The sequence below is a fragment of the Mesorhizobium sp. WSM4815 genome, from assembly GCF_055811575.1.
On record NZ_JBVVQS010000094.1, the window covers coordinates 199,712 to 211,806 of the forward strand.

Consider the following 12,095-nt stretch of genomic DNA (forward strand, 5'->3'; position numbering starts at 1 on the left):
GACTTTCGCAGCCATGGTCCTGGGGTGGCGCCTTTCAACCTGGCCGGCGCCTGGCCGTTCCGACTTTATAGCGATAGCCGTCATTCTCGCTAGTGCGCGCTGCGCCATGTTCGGCCGCGATCGACCCGCCGCTCTCCGCAACCATGCGATACACCGCCTCCACCCCGCCGACGATGTGATCGCGCGTGCGCACATAGTCGACGCAGGAGTCCCGCATCGTCCACAGCGATTGGAACTCGCGCGGCGACTGCGAGACCACCGCATCCTCGGCACTTCCAGCCCTTCCATGAGGCTCGCCGAAAAGCGTTCGATGGCCTAAAGCTAGTCGAATTGACGGCCGTGCAAGGGAGAGAACACAGATGACCGCGCCCGCCATAAGCCGCTTCCCCGTTCCCGAGATCGCCGGCCTTCCCGACGACATCCGCGAACGGATACTCGCCGTGCAGGAGAAGTCGGGATTCGTGCCCAACGTCTTCCTCGTGCTTGCGCATCGGCCGGACGAGTTCCGCGCCTTCTTCGCCTATCACGACGCGCTGATGGACAAGCCCGGCCCGATCACCAAGGCCGAGCGGGAGATGATCGTCGTGGCCACGAGCAATGCCAATCAGTGCCAGTACTGCGTGGTCGCCCATGGCGCGATCCTGCGCATTCGCGCAAAGAACCCGCTGATCGCCGATCAGGTGGCCACCAACTACCGCAAGGCCGACATCACCCCGCGCCAGTTGGCGATGCTCGATTTCGCCATGAAGGTTTCCGCGCGCGCCTACGAGGTCGGCGACGCGGACATCGCGGACCTCAAGATGCATGGCTTCACCGACGAGGACGCCTGGGACATCGCGGCCATCGCCGCCTTCTTCGCCATGTCAAACCGGCTGGCCAACGTCACCAGCATGAGGCCGAACGACGAGTTCTACGCGATGGGGCGCTGACCATGCCGAAGGGATACAAGGACCTGCTGGCCGACGCCGATGCGGTCGTCCGCTCGGTCGAGGCAGCGGACATGGCGACCATTCCCGACGGCGTTGTCATGGTCGACATCCGGGATCCGCGGGAACTGGAGCGCGAGGGCATGATCCCCGGCGCGTTCCATGCGCCGCGCGGCATGCTCGAATTCTGGATCGACCCGGAAAGCCCCTACCACAAGCCGAGATTCGCCGAGCCCAGGACCTTTGTGTTTTACTGCGCGTCCGGCTGGCGCTCGCTGCTCGCCGCCAAGGTCGCGCAGGAGATGGGACTTGACGCGCGCAGCCTGCGCGGCGGCTTCTCGGAGTGGAAGAAGCGCGGCAATATCGTCGCCGAGAAACCGAGGAAGGACAGCTAGGCTCGACGACCGGCTCCGTCGCTTGCCACTGGGAATGCGGGCGATCAAGGCGCGCGATCGGTCAGCGCGCTTGCACCTTCCTCCGCGGCGCAATGTGCGCAGCAGTAGATGATGTCATCTTGTTCGACACCATGTCCGATGATCCGGCACCCGCAATGCGGGCAGAGCGGCGCAAGTTTCTGGATCGCGCATTCGAAGCTGTCGAACGTATAGCTTTCCTCAGCCAGCGTCACTTCGAAAGCCTTGTCGTAGTCATTCCCGCATTGATCGCATCTGGCCATGGTTCTTTTCCTTCTTCTTCATTGGTTCAAGCTCGTCCAACCCGCCGCATGGCGATAGGTTCCCATCAGGAAGTCCTGCTAAGCAGGAGACGGACCCGAGCAGCTTCACGCGCGCCGTTCGATCAAGCGGATCACCTCCTCGATGTCGCGCGGCGCGATGTCGAGTTCCTTCAGGCCCGGCGCGCCGATTGCGGCCACATTGTCGTGCCGCATAAGATCGACCTGGTTGCGCGTTATCGGCGTTCCCGGAAGGAGTTCCGCGACGCCGGCCAAGGCGTCCCACGCCGCAAACGGCACCGGCATCAGCCTGATGTGGGTATCGAGCTGTCGGGCGATCTGGCGCAGCAGTTCCTTATAGGTGTAGATGCGCGGGCCGCCGAATTCGAATATCGATGAGCCCTTGTGGTTTCGCCCGCCGACCAGCCGGCTGACTGCGTCTGCGACGTCTTCCACATAGACCGGCTGAAGCCGTGTGCCGCCATCGCCGAACAGCGGATAAACCGGCAGCAGACGTATCAGCCTGACAATCGTCGTGAGGAAAACGTCGTCAGGTCCCGTCATGACGGCGGGACGCACAATGATGGCGCCGGGAAATGCGCTCGCCACCGCCTCTTCTCCGCGCCCACGTGCCCTGATGTAGTTCGAATCCGATTGAGGATCGGAGCCGATCCCCGAAATCTGGACGAACCGGTCGACCTCGCCAGCGCGCGACGCGGCGGCAAGTTCAGCTGCGGCTTCCACATGCACGCGCTCAAACGTCTGGGCGCCCTGCTCGACGTAGAGACTGACGGCGTTCACGATCGCTTGTGATCCGTCAATGGCCGTCCCGATCGAGGACGCATCCAATATGTCCGCCTCGACGGCTTCGGGCGGCCTTGCCGTCGAGGAAAAAACCTGGCCCACCCGAGCCGGGTGGCGGGATGCGGCGCGGACCGTGAAACCCCTTTCCAGGAGCCGCTTCACGATCCGGCGCCCGAGAAAACCTGTCCCGCCGAACACAGTAACGATCCGTTCTGTGTTGAGATCGTCAGGATCCATTTGCCTCGCCATCCCTTGGCTTTGCGTGCCCGCCGAGCGCCTGCCGCAAGGATCGCCTCTGGCCGGCGTATAACCCAGCCCCTTCGAACATCGGGACGGTTGGAGAACAACGCAGGAACGTTTTTTGTTCCAGTCGGCGCCAGGTTCGATCGAGAGACGGCCGATGTCGCTGTGGGCGCGAGTGTTCGACGCTGGGTTGCCATGCTGTCCGTCTCATCCCCAGCCTCCATCCGCTGGTAATAAAACCGGACAACTCACGTGCTACCTAATCCGGACAACTCATCTGCTTACGACACATGTCGTTCGGCCCCCACTTGCCTCGCTTTGGCTGCTCCTGTATGAAAACCGCCATGACCAACCGCGCCACCTCCGTCGCTTCCCGTCAGACCGGCTTTGCTGGCGAGACCGTGCGCGCGCTTGCTTCCGCTCTGCTGCTGCTCGGCCTTATCGGCGATCGCCGGGTTCGCTGAAGGAGCGCCCGGCGGTCGAACCGCCGCTCACGCGCATGCTCCTTGGCCAGTCTCAAAATTGGGCCAGTCCCAAAATTGGCAAGTCACATCTAGCGAATGAACATCTGGTAAAGGCGCCGCTCGGCACCAAATCCGCCTGAAGGCGGATCCCGCGAGCCGCCGGGAGAGACGACAATGAACGCACGAGAAGAGATCCGCTCAGACAGCGGGGAGATGGGCCAGGATGCCCGGGCCATGCCGGGGGCAGCCCGAGGCATGCCGGAGGCAGCCCGCAAATACCAACCCTACCCGACCGTCGGTCTCACCGACCGCGTGTGGCCTTCGAAAGTCATCGACAAGGCCCCGATCTGGTGCTCGGTCGACCTGCGCGACGGCAACCAGGCGCTGATCGATCCGATGGGCCACGAGCGCAAGGCGCGCATGTTCACCCTGCTCCTCGACATGGGCTTCAAGGAGATCGAGATCGGCTTCCCGTCGGCCTCGCAGACCGACTTCGATTTCGCCCGCTGGTGCATCGAAGAGGGCAATGTATCAGACGATGTCTCGCTGCAGGTGCTGGTGCAGTGCCGGCCGGAACTGATCACCCGCACTTTCGAGGCGCTGCAGGGCGCCACCAACCCGATCGTGCATTTCTACAATTCGACCAGCGAACTGCAGCGCCGCGTCGTCTTCGAGAAGGACGTCGCCGGCATCAGGCGGATCGCCACCGATGCGGCCAAGATGATCACCGACATGGCAGCGAAGGCCGGCGGCTTCTATCGTTTCGAATACTCGCCGGAGAGCTTTACCGGCACCGAGCTCGAAGTGGCGCTGGAAATCTGCAACGCCGTCACCGAAATCATGAAGCCGACGCCGGAAAACAAGCTGATCATCAACCTGCCGTCCACGGTCGAGATGTCGACACCCAACATCTATGCCGATCGCATCGAATGGATGTGCCGCAATCTCGACAGCCGCGAGAACCTGCTCATCTCGCTGCATCCGCACAATGACCGCGGCACCGGGATCGCCACCACCGAACTCGGCCTGATGGCGGGCGCGGACCGCGTCGAAGGCACGCTGTTCGGCAATGGCGAGCGCACCGGCAATGTCGACATCGTCACGCTGGCGCTCAACATGTACACGCAAGGCGTCGATCCCGAGCTCGACTGCTCCGACATCAACCGGATGAAGGACGTCTACGAATATTCGAACCAGTTGAAGATCCCCGAGCGGCATCCCTATGTCGGCGAGCTCGTCTACACTGCCTTTTCCGGCTCGCACCAAGATGCCATCAACAAGGGCATGAAGGCGTTGCGCAAGGCCAACACGCCGTACTGGGAAGTGCCCTATCTGCCGATCGACCCGGCCGATGTCGGGCGCAACTACGAGGCGATCATCCGCATCAACTCGCAGTCCGGCAAGGGCGGCATCGCCTATGTGCTGCAGGCGGACTACGGCCTCAATCTGCCGCGCAACCTGCAGATCGAGTTCAGTCAAGCGATCCAGGCGATCACCGACGCCGAAGGCAAGGAGGTGCCGGCCAAGCGCATCTACGAGCGCTTTCTCGAAACCTACGTCGATCAGCCCGACGCGCGGCTGAAATTCCTCGACCACCACACTTATCCCGACATCGAGATCAAGGGGCGGCGCGCGGTGGAGGCGATCATCCTCGACAGCGGCAAGGAGGTGACGATATCAGGCTCCGGAACCGGCCCGATCGACGGCTTTGTCGACGCGCTGTCGCGCCATGTCGGCGTGCCGATGTCGGTGCTCGACTATTCGGAGCACTCCATGCAGCGCGGCTCGAATGCCTCGGCCATCTCCTATGTCGAGATGGAGCATCCCGGCGGCAAGCTGTTCGGCGCCGGCATCAACACCAATATCGTCGCCGCTTCGCTGGAAGCGGTGGTTTCCGCCGCCAATCGCATCGTCGGCCGGAAGGTCGACTAGAGCAATCCCAGGAAAAGTGCGTAGCGGTTCTCCGTCCGGAATTGCGTAAAACTAATGCTTGATGCATGTCGCGCAAAAGCATGCCCTCGGGCTTGAACCGAGGGTGTGCAGCGGTTTTGCGATAACGACATGCATAAAACAACAACCTAAAGCGCGTCGCGTGAGGCCGGTCAAATGCGACGCGCTTTAGAGCGGTTCGGCGGTTCTATCAAAAAGCTGAACCGCTCCAGACCAGATGCCGAAAGCTATGAGCTGGAGCAAGATGAGCCCGGATGGTATCATCCTGCTCCAGTCTTTCGCACCATTAACCACCGGAAGATTATCCGGTGTGGTACGCGATCGCATAATGGATGCATGCTTGTAAGGCAGTGCAGGCGCTATATGATTGCGTCTTAACCTGTGCCGACTTCGAGAGGATCGACACTTGCAGCATGCCACGCCTGCCGCCCCCGCAGTGCGCGAGACGCTGGAGCGATTGCTAGCCAGCGAAACGTTCGGGAGATCCGAACGAGCGCGTAAGCTGCTTCGCTATCTGGTCGAGCGCGAGCAGGCAGGCGAAGCCGACAAGCTCAAGGGCTTTTCCATCGCGATGGATGTTTTCGGCAAGGACGGCGATTTCGATCCGTCGACCGACGCCGTGGTGCGGGTGCAGGCGGGCAGGCTGCGCGAGCTTCTCCAGCATTATTTTGCCAATGAGGGTGTTGCCGAGCCGATCCGCATTGCCATTCCGCGTGGCGGCTATGTTCCATCCTATGAACTCAACGCGATCCGCCTGCCGGTCGAGCCGGATCCAGAGAAACACACCGAGGCGGCGGCCACCTTGCCGGAATCGCCCGAAGAACCCGGCATGGCCGCACCTGCCGCATCGTTGATGTCCCCCGTCGTTCGCCAGCCGGCACCCTCGCTGCTGCGCCATCTCCAGTTCTTCTGGCTGGCGATCGCTCTGGTCATCGCCATGCTGGGCGTGCTGATCCTTCGTCAGGGAGGCAGCGCATTGCTGGCGGGAAGCGATGCCGCGCCGACGATTGAAAATGCGGTGGCAACCGGCAGCATTGCGCCATGGGCTCCGGCTGAAAGCCTTCCGCTCGTCTACATTGCGGTGAAAACCAACAGTGCCGAGGCTGCCCGCGTCGCCGCATCGCTGCGCGCCGGCCTCAGCCGCTTCGACACGGTCAGCTTCATCGGTCGCGATGCTGACGGCCAGCCCGATCCGGTCGCCGATGCGATCAGCTTCGTATTCGATGTCTTGCCGGGGCCAACGGCAGGCGATGTCACGCTGGAGCTTCAAAGCGTGGCGACCGGGCGGGTCCTGCTGTCACGCAACTTGACTGCCGCCGACAGCACACCCTCCACCGTCGAGGATAGTGTCGCCGGCATTTTGAGTTCGGCCGTTCCCGCCTCTGGCGCGATCTACAACTATATCGAACAGAGCGGCCTTCAGACCGGCCTGACGGAATGTCTGCTGCTCAACGACAAATACTATCTCGACCAGGGCGCCAAAACCCATGAGGCTGCCTATCGCTGCCTCGAAATCTTGGTCGATCGGGATGCGAAATCGTCGCTCGTCTTTTCGGAGCTGGCGACCCTGCATCTCGAGGCGGGCACAGATCACTACGCCTATCCAGCCGGCGCAACGATCGAACAGGCGATGTCGCTGGCCCGTCGCGCCGTGCAGATGGGGCCGACCAGCCCCTATGCCCACCGTGCCTATGGCTATCTCAATTCCCGCCTCGGCAATTCGGAGGAATCGATCCGCTGGATGCGCAAGGCCTACGACCTCAACCCTTACGACCTCAGCATGGCGGCAGCTTACGCCTACGGGCTGATTTTCGCCGGCAGGTACAGGGAGGGAACGCCGATCCTTGCTCAAGCCGCCGAAACCTCCAGCGCCCATCCGACCTGGTGGGATTACGGGCTTTTCGTCGGCCAGTTCATGGCTGGCGATATGAACAAGGCCGCGCTTGCCAGCGATGCGTTGCAGGCGACGCCGACGAAATCGCACTATCTGGCAGCGCGGCTGATCACTGCCAAGGCCGCCGGCCGCGATCAACTGGCGCACGAACTTCTGGACGAGTTGACTGTCAAGTTCCCGAAATTCGCCGCCGATCCGCGCGCGGCTTTTGTCGAGCGGAGATACCCCGCAGATCTGACCGAGCGGCTGGTCGAGGCTTTGCGTGCCGCCGGGCTCAGCAATGCCAGCTAGTCCTTGCGACCAGAACGGCCGATCGCGAAAATTTACTGGCCATCGAACCTAGTACAAGACGCAATCCCGCCACATCCGAATTCGCGTAAAACCATAGAATTTCATGATTTCATCGCTTTACGCTGCCGAACGGGGCGCCGGCCCGAAGACGGTTGTATTTCTGCATGGCTTCGGCGGTTGCCACGGCGACTGGCACGAGGTGATTTCGACACTGGCACCTGATTCACGGACGCTGGCCTATGATCTTCCGGGCCATGGGCTGTCCCTCGATTTCCCGGGTGGCGGTCCGGCCAAGGCGGCCGCCCGGGCTGTTCTGGCAGACCTCGCCGCACGCAGACTCAGGAGGGTGCATCTCGTCGGCCATTCGATGGGCGGGGCGGCGGCTGTGCTGATGGCACTGGCCGAACCCGCAAAGATAGCCTCGCTGACGCTTCTGGCGCCGGGCGGGTTTGGCACTGAGATCAATGGCCCGCTGTTGCGCCGTTACGCCGCAGCAGCCGGCAAAAGTGAAATTCGCGCCTGCCTCGCCGCCATGTCCGGACCGCAAAGCCGGCCCTCGGAGCGCATCGTGGATGTGCTTGGCGCAATGCGTGCGCGTCCCGGCCAGTTGCACAAACTTGTCGAGATCGCAGCCGCCATGACCAAGGACGATCGGCAGGGCGTCATCCCGCGCGAACGGCTCGAAACCCTGGCTATGCCGGTGATTGTGGTCTGGGGGACCGATGACGCGGTGCTGCCCTTCAGCCAGGCCGATGGTCTGCCGGCGCATTTCCACCTGCACAATGTGTTGCAGGCCGGCCATATGCTGGTCGAGGAAGCGCCCGGCCTGATCGCCGAGATCGTCCGCCACAACATGAAACGCCGCAGCAGGCCACTTCGTCCAAACTCCGCTCCCGCAGCGGGCTGATCCCTGTCAAAGCGCGGCTTCGGGCCGGATTTTGCAAGCCGCCTATCGATCTCACAAGTGCATTTTGCTGCATTTTGCCAGCGACTGTGTTAATTCGGTGTTAACCAAACCCGCGAGGCAACGCCGATGAAGGATGCAGCCGAGACCATAAGCCAGGCCGATCAGTCGCGAAATTTGTCCGACGCCATCCGCGACGTGAAAAACGCCTTCGCCGACCGCGACGACGTCGTGGTCGACATGCGCGAGGCGCATCGCATGCGGCTGGAATTGCTTGCCGCCGAACTCGCGCCGATCTTCGCCGACGTGCCCGCCGACATGGACAATTTCGACTTCGCCGTCTCGTCTGGGCTGCAGCCGCGGCTCTGGATCGACGCCGTCAGCCATGTCGCCATGGGGCGCGACCGCCGCACCTATCGTTTCCTCAAGGACACGCGCATCGGCCGCGTGGTGCTCGCCGAATCGACCGAGATGAAACCGGTTGCCGATCAGGTGACGCGCTACGTCGCGGAGCGCGTCATCGAACGCCAGAGAATGCTGGAAGGCGGGGTCGAGCAGGCTGTCGCCGGCCTGAAACGTGCCTTGGTCCCGGAAGCCGAGCCGCCGCTGCGATCCGTCAAGCGCCGCAAGCGTTGGTCAGCCTTTCTCTCCGGTCTCGGCCTGATCGCTGCCGGCGCCCTGGTCGGGCTGGCGGTATCGATCGTGTTGTTCTGGGACCGCCTCGTTGCGATGGGACTGAGTTTTGGACCATGATCCTGAACCGAAGGTCCGCGTAGCGAAAAGTGGAAACCGGTTTTCGGAAAAGATCATGGTCAAACAAAAAGATAGAGCCCCATCCCGATTCCATCGGGATGGAACAGGCTCTAGGCCATAGCGTCCGCGCCAAGCTCCACAACCTCGAGATCGGCAGGCGGGATGGCCGGCCCGGTCAGGCCACGTCGCGTCAGCCTGAGCCGCCAGTTGCCTATTTCACCATCGATCTCCAGCAGATTATATTGCGCCGCTGGACGCCTGCCGCCTGGCGCCTGCCCTGCGGCAGCGACGCCGACCACTGGAATTTTGGCGCCGCGCCCATTGATCGAGAACAGCGTCGGCTCGTGCGAATGGCCGTGCAGCACAAGCTCGGCCCCGTGCCGCTGAACGACCTTTTGGAAGCGGGCAATGCCGAACAGCCGCTTGGGCTGCGAAACGGCGCCGCGCACTGGCGGATGGTGGATCATGATCACCCGGAACAGCCCGCGTTTGGCCGTGGCATCGAGCACGTCCCGCAGCCTTTCCGCCTGGTCTTCCAGAAAAAAGCCGTTGGCCATGAACGGAGCCGTGGCCCGCGCCGTCGTGACACCGATCAGCGCGACGTTGCCACGCACGCGCAGATAGGGAAAGGCTTCGCGGTCGACCGGCGTATTGACGCCGTCGCCGGTCATCCACGCCGTCCACGACCGGCAGGACTTGTCGAAAGCACCGGGCACATAGGCGTCGTGGTTTCCCGGAACGACCGACACATCGTAGGGGGAGCCCAGCGTCTCCAGCCAGTGCTTGCCCATCTCGATCTCGCCATCGAGCGCCAGATTGACCAGATCGCCGGTGACGGCAAGGTGATCGGGTGCACTCGCCTTGATATCGGCGACGATGGTGTCGATGACGGCGTCGCGCATGTGGCGGCGGCGATTGCGCTGCCAGTTGACGTAACCTACCACCCGCTTGGAGGCGAGATCGCGATAGGTTACACCGGGAAGCGGTCCCAAGTGGATATCGGAAATATGCGCGAGCCTGAACATCCCTCCTTCATAAGCGACGCGCGCGCTGCTTTCCACCCACGGTTTCGTGGGTGATGATGCGGCCCGATCCGGAGCAAGCTTTCCGCCAGACCGGCTGGCCGGGTCTCAGGGCAAGGCTGTTTCATCTGTACTTCGTGCTGCGGCGGCCGATGACGCTCGGGGTGCGTGGTTTGATCCACGATCGCAGGTCCAATTCCGTCTTCCTCATTCGCCATACCTATGTACCGGGCTGGCAGCTTCCCGGCGGCGGCGTCGAGCTGGGCGAGACGATGATCGAGGCGTTGGCGCGCGAGCTCTCCGAGGAGGGCAATATTGCATTGACCGCGCCGCCGGTGCTGAAATCGATGCATTTCAACCGTCGGGCCAGCCGCCGCGACCATGTCGGCCTATATTTGGTCGAGCAGTTCAACCAGACGGCGCCGAAGCTGCCGGATCGCGAGGTCGCCGCAGCCGGCTTCTTTCCGCTCGACCGCCTGCCGGAAGCAACGACGCCGGCCACGTTGCGGCGGGTTGCCGAGAATTTCAGCGGCGCCGCGGCATCGCCCTACTGGTAGATCACGCTGCCTTCCTGAACCGCGCCCGATCATGCGGCGGCGCGTAGTCCAGTTCCGGCCCGACCGGCACGATGTGCGTCGGGTTGATCGTTTTGTGGCTGCCGTAATAGTGCGCCTTGATGTGGTGCAGGCTCACCGTGCCGGCGACGCCCGGGACCTGATAGAGGTCGCGCAGATAGTTCGACAGGTTCGGGTAGTCGGCGATGCGGCGCAGGTTGCACTTGAAATGGCCGACATAGACCGGGTCGAAGCGGACCAGCGTGGTGAACAGCCGCCAATCGGCCTCGGTGATGCGGTCACCGACGAGATAACGCTGGCGAGATAGGCGATCCTCGAGCTGGTCGAGCGCCGAGAACAGTTCGCCAAACGCTTTCTCATAGGCCGCTTGCGTGGTGGCGAAGCCGGCGCGATAGACGCCGTTGTTGACTGAGGGATAGACCAGAGCGTTGACCGCGTCGATTTTGCCGCGCAGTGCTTTCGGATAGAAATCAAGGCTGGCATCGCCCCATTCGTCGAAGGCTGAATTGAGCATCCGAATGATCTCGGAGGACTCGTTGCAGACGATTGTCTGTTCTCGCCTGTCCCACAGAACCGGCACCGTCACGCGGCCGGAATAGGCGGGATCGGCCTTGGTGTAGATTTGATGCAGGAAGTCGAGGCCGTAGAGCGTATCGCCGGTGGCGCCGTCCTCGGCCAGGAAGGTCCAGCCGTTGGCGCCCATGAAATGATGGACGACCGTGACGGAAATCACGTCCTCGAGCTTTTTCAGTGCCCGAAAGATCAGCGTCCGGTGTGCCCAGGGACAGGCAAGCGAGACATAGAGATGGTAGCGCCCCGGCTCGGCCTTGAAGCCGCGCGTGCGGCCTTCGGCCGGCCTGCCGTCAACCGTGACCCAGTCGCGCCATTGCGACTGCGCCCGCACGAATTCGCCGTCGCTCGCCCTGGTGTCGTACCCGCTGTCCTGCCATTTGCCGTCGACCAGCAATCCCATGTGGTGTCCTTTCCTCTTTGTAGGGATTTAGGCACAAACCGACGATGCGGAAATCGCCAGGCGTTGAACAGTTCGTCAATCTCCCGGTGCGGCAGACGAATGGCGGCAGCAAACGGCCGATTGCGGTGGCTGAAGATTGATGCTAGCGGAAAATCCGCATGTTTGACTTTGCTTTGATCCGGTTCGACCGACGACGAAAGGGCGCCCGCGCTTGATGAAGGGCTGACTGGCGAACGCTGCCGTTTGCAGCAAACCTTTCCCCGTCTACCGGAACGCAGACCATGAGCCTTGCCGACGTGAAATACCTGCCGGAAACTCCGGCGCATGACCCCGAAATCGAAGCCATCAACGACGAAGCCTTCGGGCCGGGCCGTTTCGTGCTGGGCGCCTACAAGATCCGTGAGGGCGGCCCGCATGAACGCGCTCTGTCCTTCGTGGCCGTCGATGGCGATATCGTTGTCGCCTCTGTGCGCATGACGCGCATCGCGGCCGGCGCCCGCCCCGCGCGGGTGGGCGGGCCCCGTGGCGGGGGGGCGGCGGACAAAAAAAAAGGCAATTGCCGCCCGCGGGGGGGGGTAGCGCGGGGGGCCCCCCCCCACGCCCGCCAGGCGGCGGGGGGGCGT

Annotated in this window: 12 protein-coding genes and 1 pseudogene; 8 read left to right on the forward strand and 5 right to left on the reverse strand. The window is 62.8% G+C overall.

What is annotated here, in order from left to right; genetic code table 11:
- Positions 1–34: 34 nt before the first annotated feature.
- Positions 35–259 carry a hypothetical protein gene (locus AC0L2B_RS17035; protein WP_473746167.1) on the reverse strand — a complete coding sequence of 75 codons (225 nt, stop codon included), beginning with the start codon at positions 257–259 and terminating at the stop codon, positions 35–37.
- Between the two features lie 100 nt (positions 260–359).
- On the opposite strand from AC0L2B_RS17035, the gene AC0L2B_RS17040 reads away from it, so the two are divergent.
- Positions 360–929 carry a peroxidase-related enzyme gene (locus tag AC0L2B_RS17040; RefSeq protein WP_023797919.1) on the forward strand — a complete coding sequence of 190 codons (570 nt, stop codon included), beginning with the start codon at positions 360–362 and terminating at the stop codon, positions 927–929.
- Between the two features lie 2 nt (positions 930–931).
- Positions 932–1,321, forward strand: a complete 390-nt coding sequence (locus AC0L2B_RS17045; RefSeq protein WP_473746168.1) for a rhodanese-like domain-containing protein — start codon at positions 932–934, stop codon at positions 1,319–1,321.
- Between the two features lie 44 nt (positions 1,322–1,365).
- On the opposite strand, the gene AC0L2B_RS17050 is transcribed toward AC0L2B_RS17045, so the two are convergent.
- Positions 1,366–1,602: a hypothetical protein gene (locus AC0L2B_RS17050; protein ID WP_023797920.1), complete on the reverse strand. Its 237-nt coding sequence runs from the start codon at positions 1,600–1,602 to the stop codon at positions 1,366–1,368.
- Positions 1,603–1,707: 105 nt separating this feature from the next.
- Entirely contained in the window at positions 1,708–2,640 is a 933-nt protein-coding gene (locus tag AC0L2B_RS17055; protein ID WP_473746169.1) for a complex I NDUFA9 subunit family protein, read from the reverse strand.
- A 683-nt stretch (positions 2,641–3,323) separates the two neighbouring features.
- Here AC0L2B_RS17055 and leuA point away from each other — a divergent pair.
- From leuA to AC0L2B_RS17075, 4 genes are all read left to right on the forward strand, one after another.
- On the forward strand, positions 3,324–5,042 hold the full coding sequence (gene leuA, locus AC0L2B_RS17060) for a 2-isopropylmalate synthase (protein ID WP_473746198.1): 1,719 nt from the start codon (positions 3,324–3,326) through the stop codon (positions 5,040–5,042).
- Positions 5,043–5,466: 424 nt separating this feature from the next.
- Positions 5,467–7,245 (forward strand): hypothetical protein, encoded by a 1,779-nt coding sequence (locus AC0L2B_RS17065; RefSeq protein ID WP_473746171.1) that lies wholly within the window; start codon positions 5,467–5,469, stop codon positions 7,243–7,245.
- 103 nt (positions 7,246–7,348) lie between these two features.
- On the forward strand, positions 7,349–8,152 hold the full coding sequence (locus tag AC0L2B_RS17070; RefSeq protein ID WP_473746172.1) for an alpha/beta fold hydrolase: 804 nt from the start codon (positions 7,349–7,351) through the stop codon (positions 8,150–8,152).
- 126 nt (positions 8,153–8,278) lie between these two features.
- Complete coding sequence (locus AC0L2B_RS17075) at positions 8,279–8,902, forward strand: hypothetical protein (RefSeq protein WP_091594623.1); 624 nt, start codon at positions 8,279–8,281, stop codon at positions 8,900–8,902.
- A gap of 110 nt (positions 8,903–9,012) precedes the next feature.
- Here AC0L2B_RS17075 and AC0L2B_RS17080 read toward each other — a convergent pair whose 3' ends face one another.
- Positions 9,013–9,927 (reverse strand): metallophosphoesterase family protein, encoded by a 915-nt coding sequence (locus AC0L2B_RS17080; RefSeq protein WP_473746173.1) that lies wholly within the window; start codon positions 9,925–9,927, stop codon positions 9,013–9,015.
- A 53-nt stretch (positions 9,928–9,980) separates the two neighbouring features.
- On the opposite strand from AC0L2B_RS17080, the gene AC0L2B_RS17085 reads away from it, so the two are divergent.
- Complete coding sequence (locus tag AC0L2B_RS17085; protein WP_473746174.1) at positions 9,981–10,481, forward strand: NUDIX domain-containing protein; 501 nt, start codon at positions 9,981–9,983, stop codon at positions 10,479–10,481.
- Between the two features lies 1 nt (position 10,482).
- Here AC0L2B_RS17085 and AC0L2B_RS17090 read toward each other — a convergent pair whose 3' ends face one another.
- A complete protein-coding gene (locus tag AC0L2B_RS17090) occupies positions 10,483–11,472 on the reverse strand; it encodes a glutathione S-transferase family protein (protein ID WP_473746175.1) in 990 nt (329 codons plus the stop codon).
- 281 nt (positions 11,473–11,753) lie between these two features.
- Between AC0L2B_RS17090 and AC0L2B_RS17095 the strand changes: the two are divergent.
- Positions 11,754–11,977 (forward strand): annotated as a pseudogene (locus AC0L2B_RS17095) (GNAT family N-acetyltransferase); the annotation flags it as partial.
- Positions 11,978–12,095: the final 118 nt, after the last annotated feature.

Excerpts from the sequence above, each read along its gene's own strand:
- AC0L2B_RS17070 (WP_473746172.1), top strand. The coding sequence starts at position 7,349 with ATGATTTCATCGCTTTACGCTGCCGAACGGGGCGCCGGCCCGAAGACG.
- AC0L2B_RS17075 (WP_091594623.1), top strand. The coding sequence starts at position 8,279 with ATGAAGGATGCAGCCGAGACCATAAGCCAGGCCGATCAGTCGCGAAAT.
- leuA (WP_473746198.1), top strand. The coding sequence starts at position 3,324 with ATGGGCCAGGATGCCCGGGCCATGCCGGGGGCAGCCCGAGGCATGCCG.
- AC0L2B_RS17045 (WP_473746168.1), top strand. The coding sequence starts at position 932 with ATGCCGAAGGGATACAAGGACCTGCTGGCCGACGCCGATGCGGTCGTC.
- AC0L2B_RS17050 (WP_023797920.1), bottom strand. The coding sequence starts at position 1,602 with ATGGCCAGATGCGATCAATGCGGGAATGACTACGACAAGGCTTTCGAA.
- AC0L2B_RS17040 (WP_023797919.1), top strand. The coding sequence starts at position 360 with ATGACCGCGCCCGCCATAAGCCGCTTCCCCGTTCCCGAGATCGCCGGC.
- AC0L2B_RS17085 (WP_473746174.1), top strand. The coding sequence starts at position 9,981 with ATGATGCGGCCCGATCCGGAGCAAGCTTTCCGCCAGACCGGCTGGCCG.
- AC0L2B_RS17080 (WP_473746173.1), bottom strand. The coding sequence starts at position 9,927 with ATGTTCAGGCTCGCGCATATTTCCGATATCCACTTGGGACCGCTTCCC.
- AC0L2B_RS17090 (WP_473746175.1), bottom strand. The coding sequence starts at position 11,472 with ATGGGATTGCTGGTCGACGGCAAATGGCAGGACAGCGGGTACGACACC.
- AC0L2B_RS17055 (WP_473746169.1), bottom strand. The coding sequence starts at position 2,640 with ATGGATCCTGACGATCTCAACACAGAACGGATCGTTACTGTGTTCGGC.